The sequence below is a fragment of the Acinetobacter sp. 809848 genome (assembly GCF_000581275.1).
GTDB classification, from domain to species: domain Bacteria; phylum Pseudomonadota; class Gammaproteobacteria; order Pseudomonadales; family Moraxellaceae; genus Acinetobacter; species Acinetobacter pittii.
The window spans coordinates 21844-41048 of sequence record NZ_JEXG01000036.1 but is presented as its reverse complement, the minus strand read 5'-3'; the positions used below and the strand labels follow the sequence as shown (position 1 = coordinate 41048).

The window sequence follows — 19205 nt, the reverse complement described above, 5'->3', positions numbered from 1 at the left end:
TAACGCCATTCAATTTAGAAATTCCATTTGTTCCACCAGTATTCTGGTTTGTGATTAAAACAGCATTCTTTGTAATGATGTTTGTATTGGCACGTGGTTCTTTAATGCGTCCGCGTTATGACCAAGTCATGAACTTTGGTTGGAAAATTTGTTTGCCATTGGCGTTGGTCAACTTGTTAGTGACTGGTGCTGTGATTCTGATGAATCAGGCCTAGGACAGCAGGGAGTACAAAATGTATAAATTTCTAGCTGGATTCGGATCAATTGTACGTACGTTACTCATGGTGTTTAGCCATGCAACGCGTAAACGTGACACGATTTTATATCCAGAAGTTCCGGCTGAACAGATTGTGCCGCCACGCTTTCGTGGTCGTATCGTATTAACGCGTGACCCTGATGGGGAAGAGCGTTGCGTAGCATGTAACCTATGTGCGGTTGCATGTCCGGTTGGCTGTATCTCACTACAAAAAGCAGAAACAGAAGATGGTCGTTGGTACCCGGAGTTTTTCCGTATTAACTTCTCACGTTGTATTTTCTGCGGTATGTGTGAAGAAGCTTGTCCAACAACTGCGATTCAGCTCACACCAGACTTCGAGTTAGGCGAATATGTACGTCAAGACCTTGTTTATGAGAAAGAAAACTTACTCATTTCAGGTCCGGGCAAATACCCAGATTACAACTTCTACCGTGTAACGGGTATGGCAATTAACGGTAAAGAGAAAGGTCAAGCACAAAAAGAAAGTGCACCAATCGATGTACGGAGTCTATTACCATGATGTGGCCGTTTTATTTGATGGCACTCGTGGCCATCGTTTCTACGGTTCGTGTAGTGACTAACACGAACCCTGTACACGCTCTACTTAGTCTAATTGTTTCATTGCTTGCTGTTGCTGGTATTTTCATGATCGTGGGGGCGCCTTTTGCAGGTGCTCTTGAAATCATCGTTTATGCCGGAGCAATTATGGTTCTATTTGTCTTCGTGGTGATGATGCTTAACTTAGGTCAACACACCGTTGAACAAGAACGCAAATGGCTTTCTTCAGATGCTTGGGCATATCCAGCACTCATGAGTTTCTTACTCGGCTTGCTTTTAGTTTGGATGCTTGGTGGTGAATACACCACTATTTCAGCACCACTTGGGGCACAAGTGATTGGACCAAAAGTAGTTGGTCAAGCACTCTTTACTCACTATTTATTATTGGTTGAAGTTGCCGCGATGTTATTGCTAGCAGCCCTTGTTGCAGCATACCACTTAGGTAAACGTGAACCAGGTGCAGAAGAGGAAAAAGAATAATGGGCCAGATTCCTTTAGAACATGGTTTGATTGTTGCAACCATCCTTTTTGCACTCGGTTTTTACGGTGTAATGGTGCGACGCAACCTATTATTTATGTTAATGAGCCTTGAAATCATGATGAATGCTGCAGCATTGGCATTTGTTCTTGCGGGTAGCGTATGGGCACAACCAGATGGGCAAGTGATGTTCATCTTGATTTTGACCCTTGCAGCAGCAGAGGCATGTATCGGTCTTGCGATTGTCCTTCAGTTCTATCATCGCTTCCATCATTTGGATGTGGATGCTGCTAGTGAGATGCGCGGATGAGTTATTTATATTTAACAGTATTATTTCCGCTAATCGGTTTTATTTTATTGGCGGCAGGACGAGACAAACTCTCTGAAAATGTTGCAGCTGTTATTGGTGTAGGTTCTGTAGGTTTATCTGCATTATTTGCACTCATTGCTGGAATGGCATTTACTACGAGTGGTCAGCAAGTTTTTGTTCAAAACTTGTGGACATGGTTCAATGTTGGCGGTTTTGCGCCGGGCATTAGCTTACATTTAGATGGCTTATCTTTACTCATGATGGGCATGATCACGGGTGTTGGTTTCTTAATCCACATCTTTGCATCATGGTACATGCGTGGTGAAGAGGGCTATGCGCGTTTCTTCTCTTATTTCAACCTGTTTGTTGCAAGCATGCTTGTGCTTGTATTGGGTGACAACTTGGCGTTGTTATTCTTGGGTTGGGAAGGCGTAGGTCTTTGCTCTTACTTGCTAATCGGTTTCTATTATGCAAACCCTGCAAATGGTTGGGCTGCGATCAAAGCGTTTACAGTGACCCGCGTTGGTGACGTATTCTTGCTTATTGCTTTATTCTTGCTTTACCAACAATTTGGTACGCTGAATACTCAGTACATCGTTGAACACGCAGCAGAAGTAATGACGAAGAGTTCGTCACTTACAATCTGGACTGCATTAATGTTGTTCTTGGGTGCTGCTGGTAAGTCTGCTCAAATTCCATTGCAAACATGGTTGGCAGATGCGATGGCAGGTCCAACACCTGTTTCTGCATTAATCCACGCAGCAACAATGGTAACGGCTGGTGTGTACTTATGCTGCCGTCTATTCAGCGTATTTGAACTTGCTCCTGAAGTGATGCAATTCATTTCGGTAACTGGCGCGGTAACTTTGTTAGTTGCAGGTTTTGCTGCACTCGTTCAAACAGATATCAAACGTATCTTGGCTTACTCAACAATGAGTCAGCTTGGCTATATGTTTATGGCTGTAGGTGCGGAAGCTTATCAAGCTGGCTTGTTCCACATGTTGGCTCACGCATTCTTTAAGGCATTATTATTCTTGTCTTCTGGTGCGGTGATTTTGGCTTACCACCACGAGCAAAACATCTTCAAAATGGGTGGTTTGTTCAAACGTAACAAATTCCTGTTTGCTTGTTTCGCGATTGGTGGCGGTGCATTAGCAGCTATTCCATTCTTAACAATTGGCTTCTTCTCTAAAGATGCGATTCTTGGTGAAGTTTGGGTACAAGGTCAATCAGTTGCTTTATATCACACCTTATATTGGGTGGGTGTAGCAGGTGCATTCCTGACTTCAATCTATACATTCCGTTTAATCTGGGTTGTATTCTTTGGTCAAGAAAACACGCCTTACCATGAAATTAAAGGTGCAACTTACTGGGCTCCATTGGGTATTTTAGCTGTATTGTCTACTTTTGTTGGTGCGGTATTAAAAGCACCGGTAGCAGGTATTCTGAATACTGCAAAAATCCCTGAATTCCATGTCGCTGAACAATTTGTAGAGGGCATGCATGGGGCAGAGCACTTAGCAGTAGGTATTGCACTAGTTGGTCTAGTTGTTGGTATAGCATTATTTACATTTGCTTATGGTGCAGTGAAATCATTCGCTCAAACAAGTTTGGGTTCAGGTTTGGCACATATTTGCCGTACCGCTTTTGGTTTTGATGCATTGTATGACATCGTTTTTGTTAAACCTTATTTATTCTTCGCCAAAATCTTTGGCCGTGATCCGATTGACGGTTTGTGGTTAGTTCTTCCTGCACTCGTGAAAGGCGGAAATAGTTTTACAAGCTCACGTCAAACAGGTTCATTGCGTGAATACGCATCAAGCATGTCACTCGGTGTAGTGGTGTTATTGATGATCTTGATCGTTATTCAGGTAGTGGGGAAATAAAATGGAAAACAATTTAATTTTACCCGCGCTGATCCTTGTTCCGTTCATTGCCGGTTTTATTTGTTGGTTAGTCGATAAGCTCGACAAAACTTTGCCACGCTGGATTGCCTTAATTGGTATGCTCATTACTTTGGGCTTAGGTCTTGCACTTTGGCAAAGTGGAACTTATAGCTACGAGTTGGGTTCTAAAATCCCAACTTGGTCTGCTGAGTTCTATTTACCGTGGATTCAATCACTCGGTATTGGCATTCACTTAGCTGTGGATGGTTTATCTTTACTCATGGTGTTATTAACAGCGTTACTTGGTGTACTTGCTGTTGGTTGTTCATGGGGTGAGATTCAAAAGAACGTTGGTTTCTTCCACTTAAACCTATTATGGAGTTTAGGTGGCGTTATCGGTGTATTCTTAGCGATTGACTTGTTCTTGTTCTTCTTCTTCTGGGAGATGATGCTTGTACCAATTTACTTCTTGATTGCGTTATGGGGTCATAAAGGTTCAAACGGTCGTTCACGTGTTTACGCTGCTACTAAGTTCTTCCTTTACACGCAGATTGCCGGTCTAGTGATGTTAATCGGTATCCTAGGTCTTGTAGTTTATGGCTACATGATGACAGGCATGATCGGTTTTGATTACAACTATTTATTAGCTGTAGCTAACCACTTACCTGCAGGCTTAGCTTACGGTTTCATGATCTGTTTCTTCATCGGTTTTGCGGTGAAGTTACCAGTATTCCCATTACATGGTTGGTTGCCAGATGCGCATGCTCAAGCTCCTACAGCAGGTTCTGTAGACTTAGCGGGTATCTTGATTAAAACAGCTGCGTATGGCTTGCTTCGTTTTGTTATTCCATTCTTCCCGACAGCTTCTGCACAGTTTGCAGACATTGCGATTATTTTCGGTTTGATTGGTATTTTCTACGGCGCATGGTGTGCTTACCAGCAAACTGACATGAAACGTTTACTTGCGTATACATCGATTTCACACATGGGCTTTATCTTACTTGCAATCTATGCTGGTAATATTTTGACCTTCCAAGGTCTAATGATCATGATGTTGGCACATGGTTTGTCATCAGCTGCATTGTTCATTATGTCGGGTCAAATCTATGAACGTTTACATACACGTGATTTACGTTTAATGGGTGGTCTTCGTGGCCAGCTCCAGTACTTGCCATTTTTCTTGATGTTCTTCGTTGCTGCTCTTGTCGGTGTACCAGGTTTAGGTAACTTTATTGGTGAATTCCTGATTTTGATGGGTTCATTTAATAAATATCCTGTCTTCACGATTCTTGCTTCTATCAGCCTTGTATTTGCAGGTTTATATGGCTTGATCTTGATTCACCGTGCTTTATTTGGTGAACCAAATCCTGAACAAAAGCAACATTACACTAGTCCATTGAAAGACTTATCTGCTCGTGAAGTTGGTATTTTGATGATTTGTGCGATTGGTCTCGTTTGGCTTGGTATCTACCCACAAACATTCTTGGATGTATCTCATTCAAGCATGCAGTGGTTGGTCAATAGTTATGTGCCAGTACAAGAAGTCGTTGAAACTGTTCAGCAAACAGCTACTCAACTTGACCATGTGGAGATCCAATAATCATGAACTTCACAGTATCATTTTCTACGCTTATGCCTTTAGCTCCGGTGATGATTGTTGCTTTGACAACAATCGTCGTCATGTTGTTAATTTCAATTAAGCGTAATCATAATTTAATCGCAACAGCTTCTGTTGTCGGTTTAAACCTTGCTGCACTTTATATTTTATTTTCAGTATTTGGCGGTAAGTTTGTACCGGCAAATGTGATGGGCATGTTTATGGTTGATCCATTTACCATGTTCTATCAATTTATGATTTTGATTGCGGCATTGGCATGTTGTACTTTGTCTCATGCTTACATCGAAACTTATAAAGACAACCGCGAAGAGTTATACCTTTTGTTACTTGCTTCAGTAGCAGGTGCAATGTTGATGGTTGCAAGCTCTCACTATGCATCATTCTTCATTAGCCTTGAGTTAATGTCGATTCCTGTATATGGCTTACTTGCTTATACTTATCAACGTAGTAACTCACTTGAAGCGGGTATTAAGTACCTTGTACTTTCAGCGACAGCTTCTGCAATGTTGTTGATGGGTATGGCATATATCTATGCATATACAGGTTCACTTTCATTCTATGATTCTGTACAAGCATTATTTGAAGCAATCAAACAGCCAATGGTGTTATTAGGTTTAGCACTTATTATCTTTGCTGTTGCATTTAAATTGTCGCTTGCGCCGTTCCATAAATGGACACCGGATGTATATGCAGGTGCACCAGCGCCAATGGCAACTTTCTTAGCGACTGCTGCTAAAGTTGCAACAATTGGTTTGTTCGTGCGCTATATGCTTGCTTCAGGCGCAATGATGGTGAACTCGTTAGTAACTATTTTGACGATCATTGCTGTATTGTCGATTTTAGTTGGTAACTTACTCGCTGTTCGTCAAGTTAACTTAAAACGTATTCTTGGTTATTCATCTATTGCTCACTTTGGTTATTTGTTAATTGCTTTAATTAGCATGACTTATGCGAGCTTGGGTAGCGTAACTGTATATGTAGTGTCTTATGTATTAACAACTATTGGTGCCTTTGGTGCAGTAGCGTTAATGTCTAGCCCATATAACAACGTAGATGAAGCACAAAGCCTTGCAGACTACCGTGGTTTGTTCTGGCGTCGTCCAGTACTTACAGCAACTTTAACAGTCATGATGTTGTCTTTGGCTGGTATCCCATTAACAGCAGGCTTCATTGGTAAGTTCTTGGTGGTAATGGCTGCTGTAACAACTCAACACTGGTTCTTAGCTGCAATGATTATTGTGGGTAGTGGTATCGGTTTGTACTATTACTTACGTGTGATGGTTGTAATGTACATGACACCACCGGAAACTCCTCGTATTGATGCAGATGCTCATTGGGGACAAAAAGTGGGTGGTTTAATGGTATTGGCTGCTGCTGCATTAGTTATTATTTTGGGTGTTTACCCAGATCCAATGATTAATTTGGCACTAAAAGCAGAAATTTTATCTCCATTACATTTCATGCTTTCACAACAGTAATTCTGGTGTACAAAAAAGCCTCCAAATCTGGAGGCTTTTTTTTATTGAGCGTTAAAAAAAGATTATAATAAATACGTTTTTATATTTTTAGGTAACATCTGTGGCCATTCAAGAAATTCGTCACCCACTTATTCGTCATAAATTAGGCTTGTTACGCCGTGCTGACATCAGTACTAAAAATTTCCGTGAGCTTGCTCAGGAAGTGACTATGTTGTTGACTTATGAAGCAACAAAAGATTTGCCAGTTGTGGATTGTGAAATTGATGGATGGGCTGGAACTGTTACTACTCAGCGTATTGCTGGTAAAAAAATAACAATTGTACCGATTTTACGTGCCGGAATTGGTATGTTGGATGGTGTACTTAATCTGATTCCAAGTGCAAAGGTGAGTGTTTTAGGTCTTGAGCGTAATGAAGAAACACTAGAAGTTCGCACGTATTATAAAAAATTAGTTCCGGATGTGGCTAATCGTCTTGCGATGATTATTGACCCAATGTTAGCAACGGGTAATTCGTTAGTTGCTGCTATTGATGTGTTAAAGGCAAGTGGTTGTAAAGATATCCGTGTTATGGTGTTGGTTGCTGCACCTGAAGGCGTTGCTAAAGTTGAAGCGGCTCATCCGGATGTGCAAATTTATACGGCATCTATTGATAATGGCTTAAATGAACAAGGTTATATTGTTCCTGGCTTGGGCGATGCTGGCGATAAAATTTTTGGTAGTGTACAAAAAGATTAATTTTTTGAAATCGTAATAAAAAGAGACTTCATTCAACCGTATAATTTTAAAAACGGAATCGTGAGTCTCTTTTTTATTTACTGCAACGACTGGATTGGAAAAGTAGGGGAAAGATCATGAAGCAAGAGTTTTATACTGGATGGGTAAAACAATATAACCCTGATAAAGGTTTTGGTTTTATTGAAACTACTGAAGGAGATATTTTCTTTCATATTTCTGATTTCCCTGCATCAGAGGGCGAACCGAAAAGAAATGAAAAAGTGAGATTTCTTGCCGCAGATAATCAGGGCAAATTTAAAGCGATCAAAATTGAGCGTGTTGACCCGAATCCTGCGAAAACCAAGAAAAATAAAATTGCAGATCACAATAAAGCGATCACAAGCGAATTGCTATCAAATTTTCGACGCTAATCAATGAAAAGATCAGGTTTTAAACCTGATCTTCACAGAATTGTAAGAATGCTTTGAGACCTGGACCCTGATATTTTTGACGGTGTACCAGCATATAAAGCGGACGGGTAAGCTGCCAGAATGGTGTATCTAAAATTACTAATTGTCCCTTTTCAATTAAAGGTTCAATGGCAAGTTTAGAAATACATGACATACCTAAACCACCAGCAACGATTTTTAAAATTGCTTCATTGTGACCTAGGGTTAAGCGAATATTCGCGTCTGGCAGATCTTGCAATATCGCATTATCAAATACTTCACGCGTTCCTGAGCCTTCTTCACGTAAAATCCATTCGACTTGAAGAAAATCATGCGCTGTTAGAGGTCTATTTAAACGTGCTAACGGGTGATTTGGGGCGCAGCAAACTGCAAGCTCATCATCACGCCAATGAATACATTGGAGTTGAGGTAAGTGACATGAGCCTTCAATTAAAGCTAAATCAAGTTGGAATTGATTGACTGCTTCAATCATTTGGCGTGTATTGCCCACTTGTAATTGCAAATGCGCTTTAGGGTGATGCTGTAAAAAGTTTGCCATTAAATCTGGCATGAGGTAATCACTAATCGTTAAAGTGGCCCCAATACGTAAATCAATGCTTTGCAATTCACCTTTTGCAGCTTGCTCAAAAGCTTCACAGCGACCTAATATTTCTAATGCTTGAGGCAATAGAAAACGACCTAAATCATTAAGCTGTAATCGTTTACCTAAACGATCAAATAGAGGAGCACCAAGACCATCCTCTAAATCGGCTAAAGCCATACTTGCTGCACTTTGCGTCAGTCTGACCGCATCACTCGCTTTGGTGACAGTTCCTTCTTGAGCGACTGCTACAAAAACAGCCAACTGGCGTAATGTCATGCGCATGTTTAAAAAGCCTTAACGTTTAAAAGTATTCATTATTTCGGCTGTCATGCTAACATGAGCGCACTATTTCATGCCACGTTGAAATCATGTCAATTGAAAAATTTAGCGTAGAAAAAGTTTTATCTGTACACCGCTGGACTCCAACTCTTTTTAGTTTCACCATGACCCGCCCTGCACATTTTAAATTTACTGCTGGGCAATTCGCACGTATTGGGCTAAAAGTTGGAGAGGAACTCGTTGTTCGTGCTTATTCGGTAGTCTCATCACCATTTGATGAAACGCTTGAGTTTTTTTCGATTGTAGTACCAGACGGTGCATTTACGTCAAATCTTCAACATTTAAAGGTAGGAGATGAGCTGTATTTAGAAAAAATACCTTATGGTTATTTGACTTTAGCTCGCTATCAACAACCTTTACCCCATGATTTATGGTTATTGGCAACGGGTACAGGATTAGCTCCATTTTTATCGATGCTACAAGACTTCGATACATGGTCTAAATATCAAAAAATTAATTTGGTCTACAGTGTCCGTACCGCAGCTGAGTTAGCTTACGTTGATCGTATTCAAGAGATTGCTGAAACTTTTGGGGAAGGACATAACGGATTTAAATTTATTCCGATTATTACTCGAGATCCATCTGCGCCATTGCATGATCGTTTGCCGATTCTAATTGAAAATGGTGAATTAGAAAAATCTGCTGGTATAGAGCTGAATCCTGCCACAAGCCACGTCATGCTTTGCGGAAATCCGCAAATGGTAGATGACACGAAAGAGGCTTTAAAACGCCGTGGTTTGACGATGAACCGTCGAGGTGAGGGAAATATTGCGGTAGAAAATTACTGGTAATAAATTGCGGTGAAAACAACTTTATAATTAATTTTATGGATATGTTTATTAGTGGACAAACATATCCATAAATTCGCGAATTTCTGAAATTGCGCTGTCTACATCGGTTGAAAGCCAAGTTGGCTCAAAAAGACCTGCATAATGTTCCAAACGATCTTGTGGAACGACTAAGCGAACAGGACAGTCTTCTTCTAGTAAGCGCCAAGGTAAAATCGGAACATCATTGTCTAGAAAAATATTGATATTACGAATATCAACAATCATGGCATTAATGCAGTCAGGAAATGGCATGACGGAAAATTCTTCAGTACGGCGACGAAAATACTCTAAATCACCCCATTTGAGTTCATAACTTGGTTTATTAAATTCAATAATACCAATGAGATGTTCGTCTCTCGTCTGATGTATATAACATTGATGTGTGACGTCAGTGTCGAGATCAAGTGTTACGTTTTGCTGACGATACATCATAAAATAGAGCAGCTTTAAAACAAGGGGGCTTATTATAGCCTATTTTATAAAAAGTAAGCGCTAAAACATATTGTATTACAAATAGAACCTTAAAGAAGCTCGAGCATAACTTGTCATTATTTTTTAATGGCTAAATATTTTTGCCTAAATTTTATACTGTTTTTATTATTTTAATAGTAGAGTTTTGCAAACACAGACACCTTAGCATAATGCTTTTTCACACAATGCAACAAACCAAATTGCTATGATGATTATAAAGTTAATGATAAAAGAAGAGGGGAAAGAAGATGCATGATTTTTCAAAACCACCTCATGTGACGAGTCCTGAAGAAACTGCGAAAAAAAGAAGATTGCCAGTTTACATTTTAATTATTGTTGGGCTTTTTCTTATTGCACTCATCGTCTACATGGTTGCTGATCACAGCAAAACACCTAAAGAAGAAGCCGCTTTTCAACATGAGGTCACACCACATGTCATTAAGAGTACTTCAGATTTGAATATCTATAAAGGGTAATAAGCTAACCAGTATATCTTTATAGAAAGCCTTTGGGATGTGACCTGAAGGCTTTTTTTGCAACCTTTTGCATCAATTTGTTGTATTTATGCAGAAGTGTGTTGATTAGAAAATATTCAAAACATAAGGTGAGATAGACCGCATTTATCGTCATTTTTAACAACGAAAAGTGTTTTTCATAATTGATGGCACTGAAAAGAACATAACAATTGAGGACATAACAATATGAATGAATTTTTTGATGGGCCTCGCGGCGCTCAGTTTGATGCGATGTATTACTGGGATCAGTTTCATCCTATTTTAGCTGCAATCGTCATCTTACTGGTTGGCTGGATAATCGCTTTATTAGTTGCGGCAGGTGTAAAAAAACTTCTGCAAAAAGTAAATACCAATGCAAAATTATCTTCAGCAACTGGGCGTGCTCCAAACATAGAAGGTCTTATTTCAAAAGTCGTATTCTGGTTTATTCTAATCTTAGCTGTTGTCGCAGCTCTCAATGTACTTAACATTAGTGGAGTAAGTGGCCCGTTCAGCAATATGGTGAATCAGGTACTCGTCTATATTCCAAATATTATTGCTGCTGTTGTGGTGGGTTTTATTGGTTGGATCGTTGCTCGACTGGTGCGAGCAGGGGGGACCAATGTTTTATCCCGAACTCAACTTGACGATAAGTTAAGCAGTGAAGTGGGTGTAGGTGGAATTAGCCAGAATATTGGTGAAATTCTTTACTGGCTTGTATTGTTACTTTTCCTTCCGATTGTTCTTTCAATATTAGGATTAACAGGCTTACTGATTCCAGTTCAAAATATGGTAAATGATGCAGTAGCATTCTTACCAAATATCTTTATTGCTGGTGTTATCGTTTTTGTTGGTTATATCTTGGCAAAAATTGTACGCGGTATTGTTGAAGGTTTAGTAAATAGCTTAGGTGTTCAGGCTCAAGCTGAAAAAATTGGTCTTTTCAAAAGCTCTAATGTAGGCAAATTCTTAGGTTCATTTGTTTTTGCAATCATCATTATTACAACATTGATTGTAGCGTTTGAAGCTTTAGGCATTGAGACAATTTCTCAGCCAGCAACAGCTATGCTCAATGAGATCTTGCAGGCGATTCCAAACATTATTGCTGCTGGTTTAATTCTACTGGTTGCTTATATTGTTTCTCGTTTTGTTGGCCGCTTAGTAGCCGAATTAATTGCAGGTACAGGTGTTGATGAAATTCCTGCAAAGTTAGATGTACAACGCTTTTTAGGTCAAACTAAAGTTTCTAACGCAGTTGGCTGGTTAATTGTATTCTTTACTATGCTATTTGCAGTTTCTGAAGCTGCGGATCGTCTTGGTTTCGATCAAATTAGTGGTCTAATTGCAATGTTTATCCATTTCGGTGCAAACATTCTATTGGGCGCTGTAATCTTGGTTATTGGTTTCTGGCTTGCCAATGTTGTGGCGAACGTGGTTCAACGCGGCGAATATAATAGCTCGCGTTGGTTAGGTAGTTTAGTTCGTGTGTTAATTATTGGTCTTGTACTTGCGCTTGGTTTAAGAGCGATGGGTATTGCAGATTCAATCGTTAATCTTGCTTTTGGTTTGACTCTAGGCGCAGTTGCAGTTGCTTTCGCTCTTGCATTTGGTTTAGGTGGTCGCCAACCAGCAGAAAGACTGTTGAGTGATTTGTTAGATAAAGCTAAAAAAGAAGCGAATGAACCGAATCCGCTTTATCAACCACCGTCTACTACCACAACGAGCAGCCCATCTGCTGGTAGCTCATCTGCAACTACGAGTTCGTCAACATCTACAGTTGCACCAACGACTACAACCTCACCATCAACTGTTTCATCTGATGCAAAACCAGCTGATTCTGCACAAGTAAATCCAGCAGAACCACCAGTAAATAAACCGTTTGGATCTACTGGAGAAAATGACGAAATTTAGTAAGTAAAACTAATTTTCAGATAAACCGTACAAAAAATCTTTGATTTTTGTGATAAGTTCGACCACTCTATATTGAGTGGTCGTTCTTTTTAAGCGTTATAAAAACAAATAAGTGAGGAAAATACGATGAAGAAACCAAGTCGTTTTTTAGCACCGATTGTCATTGCGGGAATTACGGTAGGTTTTTTAGCAAGTGCTTATAAATTTGTGTTTAACAAATCTAATTCATCAAAACAGGCAACAACTCATACACGTAATTCTGAAAAATCTTCAAATGATTCGAAAGCTTCAAATTAGCTTATTCATCATTTAAACGTATTGTGCTGCTGCATAAGCGGAAGACCAAGCCCATTGGAAGTTATAGCCTCCTAAATGCCCAGTCACATCAAGTACTTCGCCAATAAAAAACAATCCTTTTTGCTTTTTACTTTCCATGGTTTTGGAAGATACTTCACTTGTATCAATTCCCCCTAAAGTAACTTCGGCAGTACGATACCCTTCTGTACCTGATGGTTTGACAGTAAAGCCGTGTAACTGTTCGGCAATATGGTCTAGCTGTGCATCACTGATATTACCAATCGCTGTTTCGCTCTGCTCTGACCATATAAGTTGTTGTAGCTCTTGGATAATACTTTTCGCAGTAAACTCACTAAGAAGGGTGCGCAATAAAACTTTAGGTTGGGCTTTCTTTTTATCTTTTAAATAAGTTGCTAAAGCTTGGCTCGGGAAAAAGTCAATTTTAAAACTTTCACCAGTATTCCAATAGTTTGAAAGCTGTAAAGAACTTGGACCACTCAAACCACGATGCGTAAACAATAATGCTTCAGTAAAGCTATTCTTCGAGTTACTTAGAGTCACATCTAAAGCATTACCACTTAGGCGTGTAGTGACTTCTTTAATATGATCTGAAAAAGTAAATGGGACTAACCCTGCGCGAGTTGGGAAAACCGTATGTCCAAATTTTTGTGCCAGTTCATAGCCAAATCCAGAACCACCCAAAGTTGGAATGGATAAACCACCTGTAGCAACCACTAATGACTCACAGCTAAATCGGCCTTGGTTTGTGTGTACAGTAAAACCGCCTTTTTCTAATGGATCAATCTGTACAGCTTCACATTGAGTTTGGATATCAACGTTATTGGTTTTATCACATTCACTCACTAGCATCTCTAAAATTTCTTTAGCACCGTTTAGCGTGAATAATTGCCCGTGTTTTCGTTCTTCATAAGCAATTTTATAATCACATACCAAACCGATAAAGTCCCAGTTGCTGTAGCGTGATAGGGCAGAAATAACGAAGTGTGGATTATGAGAAATATAGTTGTCAGGCTCTACATACAGGTTGGTAAAGTTACACTTACCACCGCCTGACATTAAAATCTTTTTACCAATTTTATTGGCTTTTTCTAAAATTAAAACCGAGCGTCCTCGTTTAGCAGCATGTGCAGCCAACATGAGTCCAGAAGCACCTGCACCTAAGACAATGACATCAACATGACTGTTAGACATAAGAGATTCTCGATTAATCGTGAAAATTTAAAAGGGGCATATACTATCATGCCGAGCCTTAGTCATGTTAAAGACATTTACTGCTATGCGAAGTAATGTGCACTAAAAACTAATTAGTTATTGATGTGATTTATTTCTTATATCTGCCTGTAAACCACCAGAATGAATTGCCAGAATGCGAGTTCCTTCAGAAAAGTAATTATTCTTTATAAGATCAAACAGACCAAACATCATCTTTCCCGTATAGATCGGTTCAAGTGGTACCGCATGCTGCTCTTCAAAACTTTCTATAAATGCCAATAACTCGGGTGAAGTTTTTGCATACCCACCACAGCAGTATGCATCTGTCACAGACCAGTTCTGTTTTTTGGTCCACTGCCGAATTTCTTGTTGTAAAAAGTTACCTTTTAAAGCCGAAAATCCTAAGACTTTTTGGTGTAGTCCACTGCTTTCAATGAGCCCCGAAATCGTTCCGCCAGTTCCTACTGCACAGCAAATCACATCATATTGATTTAAATCACTTTGGCTCAGAATTTCCTGACAACCTTGAACAGCCAATTCATTGGTGCCGCCTTCAGGAATAATGAAAGTTTCAGGAAATTGATGACGTAATTGTTGAAGATAGTTTGCATCATCTCGTAAGCGATATTCATTGCGTGAGACAAAATGTAGATACATTCCTAAACTTTGAGCTTTTGCTAAGGTTGGATTAAGAGGCTTATCAGCTAACTCTTCACCACGAATAATTCCAATACTTTTTAAGCCAAAAAGATGAGCGGCATAGGCAGTCGCGGCAATATGATTTGAATAGGCCCCTCCAAAAGTCAAAATGCTCGATAAACCTTGTTGTTTTGCGACAAGCAGATTGTATTTTAGTTTGAAAAATTTATTGCCTGAAATTTGGGGATGAACTAAATCTAATCGCTTAATGTCGAGATGAACTAAAGAGGGGGGGGCAATGTGCTGATAGGAAACAGGTTGGGCAATGTGATCAAACATTAGAAATTGAGAAAAATAATGATTGATCACATTGTAGCTTTTTAAATAGAGCTTTAAAAAGCTGTTTACGAACTTGTATCGACAGATGTAATCACTGACATGCCAGGACGTAAGTGTTCTATTCCTTCTTGATTTGGATCAATGGTAATGCGTACGGCAATTCGTTGAACCACTTTGGTAAAGTTTCCTGTTGCATTGTCAGGCTTTAATACACTGAACTCAGAACCCGCAGCAGGTGAGATCTGCTCAACATGCCCTGTAAATTTTTTGTGTTTCATCGCATCGACTGTAAACCATGCTTTTTGCCCAATTCGCATATTGGCAATTTGGGTTTCTTTAAAGTTGGCAATCACCCAAGTTTGCTGTGGAATGAGGTAGAGTAATTGTGACCCTGCTGCTACATATTGCCCAACACGAGGGTTCACCTCACCAAGTTGTCCATCCATTGGAGCAACAATGACACTATAGTCTTTGGTAGTTTGTGCCTGATCTAGTTGTGCTTTAGCACTGGAAACTTGTGCTTCTAAGCCAGCTTCCGCGACCTGCGCCGTTTTAAGTGCTTCTTTGGCAACTAAAACATTGGCTTCTGCCTGCTTCAGTGCTGCAAGGTTATTTTCAGCATCTGCTGCGGCTTTATCTTGCTCAGATTTAGAAGCTGCGCCACTATTACCTAACTGTTGATATCGTCTAATCTGTGCTAAAGAAAGTTCATATTGAGCTTTAACTTGATCTACTTTTGCTTGTGCAGCCACAATATCAGCTTGTTTTTGAGCAATAGACTGTGTCTGATTGGCTAAAGTATTTTTAGCTTGTTCAACTCCAGAAGCCGCTTGCGTTACTTTTTGGTCGTAGGTGGTTGCATCAATATGCATTAATACTTGACCCTTTTTAACGTGGTCAAAGTCCTTAACTAATACATCTTTAACATAGCCATTAATTTGCGACGATAAAATCGTTGTTTTACCTTTAACATAACTATTGTCAGTTTGCTGAACGCTCGTTGCGAAGGGTCCGATTCTCCATGCCCACAAAATCACTAAAATACCGACAATGAGCACAACTAGCATCCATAATAAAGTTGAGCGTTTTGTGGAAATCAGTTTACTCGCAGGTGCCGGTTCATTAGATGGAGCGGGAGCTGCTTGAGGTGGAGCTTGTTCTGGTTTGTTTTGATCATCTGACATATATCAATCTCAATTTCTATTTCATCAATAAAGAAGCCGTTAAGGACGGCTAATTCCTCTACGTTGTAGATATTTACTTCGTGCAATATTAAAACCACCCCACAAGAGTAGTGCGACAGCAAAAATACCGTTTAATGCAATAACGTCATTGTAGGCACGCACTTGCGCTTCACGAGTGACCACTTGATTAAGTGAGCGCATGGATTGGGCTGTTTGTAATGCTGGGTCAGTAGTCGTAACTGATGCACTGCGTTGATATGTAGAGAGCCTTTGAGCAACTAGAGGATCTGCTTGTTCCAAATCTTTAATAATCTCGACTTGATAGTTTTGTGTGCGGTGTTGTTGATAGGTCGAGAAGAATGAAGACCCGACAAGGCCGCCAAATGTTTGAGTTGCAGAGAACAGCACAATAAAAGTCACCACATACGAAGGACCTTTAGCCAAAGTTTGCGCAAAGCCAATCAGGAGCAATGGCCCAATAAATAAACCACCTGCAAAGCCTACTAAAAACTGACTTGCAAAGAAGTTCACAGGTCGGACATCACTGGTTAAGTGATAATCTAGTCCACATGCGACTAAAATTAAAAATTCTGCAAAAAGTAAGTGGAAGATAATCCGTTCGCGTGAAAAAGTCAGTGCACTAAAAAGTGTTCCGCTTAAAATCCCTATCAATATGACCACATAGAGTGGAACAAATTGGTCTGGACCCATCCCCATTGTTTTTAAGAAGTTAACAGCTGCGTAGCTTTGTTCTGACATTAAAAGTCGAATAGCAAAAGCACCAAAAATGAAGCGTAGGGTCGAAGCGGCGCCTAACCAGCGTGTCATAATTAATGGATTGGCGCGATAGTGCTCATAGAGCAAACCAAGAACAACTAAGCTAAAACCTGCAATTAAGACGTAAGCAAGCCATTCACTGTTAAACCACCATAAAATTGGACCTTGTGTGAGTACAATACATAAGCAGGCAAAGCCAGGCGCTAATAAAGCAAAGGTAAAGAAATCTTGCTTCTCAAAAACATAAATTCTTAAGCTACGTGGTAACTTCAATGAAACGACCATGGCTAAACAACAAAGTGCTAAGCCGAGCTCAAAGGTATATAGAACAGACCAACTATCTGTATTTACGAGAAATGGAGAAATAATCCAAGCTAACGGCACGCCAAGTTGCTGAAAACCAAAGGCAATATATATACCTTTTGCCATGTCTGCTTTTTTAAAAGCTTGCATGGTGTAATACATACCTAGTGAGCTTAATGGCGCACCAGCTAAACCAGCTACAACCCGCGCAAATAGGGCCATTTCATAAGTATGCACAAAAATATGTAATACCAGAACTGCAATAAAAATCACGAGTCCTATTTCCGAAAATACTCTTAGGCCATACTGTTGCCGGGCTTTAAATAAAATCAGGTTTGAACTGACATTTGCCATGACATAAGCAGCAGGCAACCAAGCCGCTTCGGAAGGAGTTAGTCCATACTCACCTTGGATTAAAGGTAAATTTGCCGTAATAAAACCATTACTTAAGCTTGCCGAAAGGGCGATAAATAAACCAATAAAAAAGTAAATAAACCGCTTAGGTACAGAGTGTTCAATAGCTGCTGGTGAACCAGGTAAAGTCGGTTGCTCTTCTGGGGTCCAGTCGGGTGGTGTTTCCAAATAACGAGGCGTTTTACTCATTCTATCCCTCGAATTTTTTGTATTTGAATACCATGAAATAGTAATTCAATTGCTCGTTTTGCTAAGCGAGTCTGTTCTTCTGGCTCATGTCCTTGAAATGAAGAACCCAACATTGCTGTGACCATTGCATAGTCATCGGCGGTCAGATCAGCTCGGCACAATTTTTGTTCTATCGCATTTTCAATCAGTGGGTTAAGTGCATTATTTCGCCGTTCATAAATTTTTAACATAATTGGATCTTGTCGATCAATCACTCTCCAAAAATCTTGCAAAATTGCGAGTTTGGGAAGTTGTCCAATATGTCCTTCAATTAAACGAAATAAACCATCTTCGAATTGTTGAAAATGAGCTGCTTTTTGCTCTAGCTGTGTAATCGCGCGTTCTAAAAGTGCACTAATTAAAGCTTTTCGATCACAAAAGTTGCGGTAAAAAGTTGCTCTGCCGACCCCAGCGTGGTCAATCACAACTTGTAAGGGAACATTAATACCATGAATACGAAAACATTCTTCGGCTGCATTGAGTAATTCATCCCGATTATGGGCTGCAATTTTTTGACGTTTACTCATGTCATCGGTTTGGGGAGTTCTAAAGGTTATATATTTAACGGACATTTTTGTCCGTTGTGAAGATTTAAATTGTAAAAACATGAAAATTCAATTTTCATCATTTATATCTTCGCCATTTTTATATGTGTCATAAAAAGCTGTTAGAATACCGCGCAATTGCATGATGCTAGGTCAATACAATGTTTGAGTCCCTTATTCCTCTTTTTTCAATTGCGATGGCATTGATGCTTGGAGCAATAAGTCCTGGGCCAAGCTTTATTTATGTTGCACAAAATTCAATTTCTAAATCACGTAAACATGGGTTGTTTACCGCTTTAGGGACGGGGACAGGCGCAGCGCTTTTTGGTCTATTAGCAGTTATGGGATTGCAAGCAGTTTTATTGGCGGTGCCTTCTGCTTATCTAATTTTAAAAATTGGTGGTGGGCTATATTTACTTTGGCTGGCTTTTAAAATTATTAAACATGCTAAAGAACCAATTGCGATGGAAAACGATGGCAAATCGAAAATGACCTATAAGCAGGCATATCGATATGGCTTAATTACCCAGTTAAGTAATCCAAAAATCGCAGTTGTATTGGCCAGCGTATTTACGGCTTTACTGCCAAAAGAAATCCCTAATTATTACTATGTCGCATTACCAGTGATTTGTTTTATGATTGATGCGGGTTGGTACTCATGTGTGGCAATGCTGCTCTCTTCAGAGAAGCCTAGAACAATGTACTTAAAAGCAAAAACTGCCGTTGACCGAGTAGCTGGAAGTATTGTGAGTGTATTAGGCTTAAAGTTAATTTTCTTCAAATGATAAGTCTTTAATTAAATTATCTAAAAAATCCAAAGCCAGCTATTTATAGTCTGGCTTTATTTTT

21 protein-coding genes are annotated in these 19205 nt (G+C 39.7%); 14 read left to right on the top strand and 7 right to left on the bottom strand.

What is annotated here, in order from left to right:
* The 9 genes from J536_RS20200 to J536_RS20160 form a co-directional block, all read left to right on the top strand.
* On the top strand, positions 1-215 hold a 215-nt coding region (locus tag J536_RS20200; protein WP_032063734.1), incomplete at its 5' end, for an NADH-quinone oxidoreductase subunit H.
* 18 nt (positions 216-233) lie between these two features.
* Positions 234-776: an NADH-quinone oxidoreductase subunit NuoI gene (gene nuoI / locus J536_RS20195; RefSeq protein WP_002120012.1), complete on the top strand. Its 543-nt coding sequence runs from the start codon at positions 234-236 to the stop codon at positions 774-776.
* On the top strand, positions 776-1294 hold the full coding sequence (nuoJ, locus tag J536_RS20190) for an NADH-quinone oxidoreductase subunit J (protein WP_014205902.1): 519 nt from the start codon (positions 776-778) through the stop codon (positions 1292-1294). The genes nuoI and nuoJ overlap by 1 nt, the downstream gene beginning before the upstream one ends.
* Positions 1294-1602 carry an NADH-quinone oxidoreductase subunit NuoK gene (gene nuoK, locus J536_RS20185; RefSeq protein WP_000529822.1) on the top strand — a complete coding sequence of 103 codons (309 nt, stop codon included), beginning with the start codon at positions 1294-1296 and terminating at the stop codon, positions 1600-1602. The genes nuoJ and nuoK overlap by 1 nt, the downstream gene beginning before the upstream one ends.
* On the top strand, positions 1599-3488 hold the full coding sequence (gene nuoL / locus J536_RS20180; protein ID WP_002120008.1) for an NADH-quinone oxidoreductase subunit L: 1890 nt from the start codon (positions 1599-1601) through the stop codon (positions 3486-3488). The genes nuoK and nuoL overlap by 4 nt, the downstream gene beginning before the upstream one ends.
* A 1-nt stretch (position 3489) precedes the next feature.
* Positions 3490-5088: an NADH-quinone oxidoreductase subunit M gene (gene nuoM, locus J536_RS20175; RefSeq protein ID WP_002120006.1), complete on the top strand. Its 1599-nt coding sequence runs from the start codon at positions 3490-3492 to the stop codon at positions 5086-5088.
* A gap of 2 nt (positions 5089-5090) precedes the next feature.
* Positions 5091-6584 carry an NADH-quinone oxidoreductase subunit NuoN gene (gene nuoN, locus J536_RS20170; protein ID WP_017481285.1) on the top strand — a complete coding sequence of 498 codons (1494 nt, stop codon included), beginning with the start codon at positions 5091-5093 and terminating at the stop codon, positions 6582-6584.
* A gap of 100 nt (positions 6585-6684) precedes the next feature.
* A complete protein-coding gene (gene upp, locus J536_RS20165; protein ID WP_002120045.1) occupies positions 6685-7320 on the top strand; it encodes a uracil phosphoribosyltransferase in 636 nt (211 codons plus the stop codon).
* A gap of 116 nt (positions 7321-7436) precedes the next feature.
* On the top strand, positions 7437-7730 hold the full coding sequence (locus J536_RS20160; protein WP_005803269.1) for a cold shock domain-containing protein: 294 nt from the start codon (positions 7437-7439) through the stop codon (positions 7728-7730).
* Positions 7731-7749: 19 nt separating this feature from the next.
* Here J536_RS20160 and gigC read toward each other — a convergent pair whose 3' ends face one another.
* Complete coding sequence (gigC, locus tag J536_RS20155; RefSeq protein WP_002120024.1) at positions 7750-8634, bottom strand: LysR family transcriptional regulator GigC; 885 nt, start codon at positions 8632-8634, stop codon at positions 7750-7752.
* An 86-nt stretch (positions 8635-8720) separates the two neighbouring features.
* Between gigC and J536_RS20150 the strand changes: the two genes are divergently transcribed.
* A complete protein-coding gene (locus J536_RS20150; protein ID WP_002120057.1) occupies positions 8721-9482 on the top strand; it encodes a ferredoxin--NADP reductase in 762 nt (253 codons plus the stop codon).
* Positions 9483-9530: 48 nt separating this feature from the next.
* Here J536_RS20150 and J536_RS20145 read toward each other — a convergent pair whose 3' ends face one another.
* Positions 9531-9950: a hypothetical protein gene (locus J536_RS20145; RefSeq protein ID WP_014205905.1), complete on the bottom strand. Its 420-nt coding sequence runs from the start codon at positions 9948-9950 to the stop codon at positions 9531-9533.
* A gap of 290 nt (positions 9951-10240) precedes the next feature.
* Between J536_RS20145 and J536_RS20140 the strand changes: the two genes are divergently transcribed.
* From J536_RS20140 to J536_RS25450, 3 genes are all read left to right on the top strand, one after another.
* Positions 10241-10468, top strand: a complete 228-nt coding sequence (locus tag J536_RS20140; protein WP_002120072.1) for a hypothetical protein — start codon at positions 10241-10243, stop codon at positions 10466-10468.
* A 225-nt stretch (positions 10469-10693) separates the two neighbouring features.
* Positions 10694-12397, top strand: a complete 1704-nt coding sequence (locus tag J536_RS20135) for a mechanosensitive ion channel (protein ID WP_032004295.1) — start codon at positions 10694-10696, stop codon at positions 12395-12397.
* Positions 12398-12523: 126 nt separating this feature from the next.
* Complete coding sequence (locus tag J536_RS25450; protein WP_017481288.1) at positions 12524-12694, top strand: hypothetical protein; 171 nt, start codon at positions 12524-12526, stop codon at positions 12692-12694.
* Between the two features lie 12 nt (positions 12695-12706).
* On the opposite strand, the gene J536_RS20125 is transcribed toward J536_RS25450, so the two are convergent.
* From J536_RS20125 to J536_RS20105, 5 genes are all read right to left on the bottom strand, one after another.
* Positions 12707-13906 carry an NAD(P)/FAD-dependent oxidoreductase gene (locus J536_RS20125; protein ID WP_002120047.1) on the bottom strand — a complete coding sequence of 400 codons (1200 nt, stop codon included), beginning with the start codon at positions 13904-13906 and terminating at the stop codon, positions 12707-12709.
* Between the two features lie 117 nt (positions 13907-14023).
* Positions 14024-14905, bottom strand: a complete 882-nt coding sequence (locus J536_RS20120) for a 1-aminocyclopropane-1-carboxylate deaminase/D-cysteine desulfhydrase (protein ID WP_002120010.1) — start codon at positions 14903-14905, stop codon at positions 14024-14026.
* Positions 14906-14970: 65 nt separating this feature from the next.
* Entirely contained in the window at positions 14971-16089 is a 1119-nt protein-coding gene (locus tag J536_RS20115; RefSeq protein ID WP_032063732.1) for an HlyD family secretion protein, read from the bottom strand.
* A 39-nt stretch (positions 16090-16128) separates the two neighbouring features.
* Positions 16129-17772: an MFS transporter gene (locus tag J536_RS20110; protein ID WP_017481291.1), complete on the bottom strand. Its 1644-nt coding sequence runs from the start codon at positions 17770-17772 to the stop codon at positions 16129-16131.
* Positions 17769-18338 (bottom strand): TetR/AcrR family transcriptional regulator, encoded by a 570-nt coding sequence (locus tag J536_RS20105; protein WP_002120318.1) that lies wholly within the window; start codon positions 18336-18338, stop codon positions 17769-17771. The genes J536_RS20110 and J536_RS20105 overlap by 4 nt, the downstream gene beginning before the upstream one ends.
* A gap of 179 nt (positions 18339-18517) precedes the next feature.
* On the opposite strand from J536_RS20105, the gene J536_RS20100 reads away from it, so the two are divergent.
* Positions 18518-19141 (top strand): LysE family translocator, encoded by a 624-nt coding sequence (locus tag J536_RS20100; RefSeq protein ID WP_005071049.1) that lies wholly within the window; start codon positions 18518-18520, stop codon positions 19139-19141.
* The last annotated feature ends 64 nt before the right edge of the window (positions 19142-19205 follow it).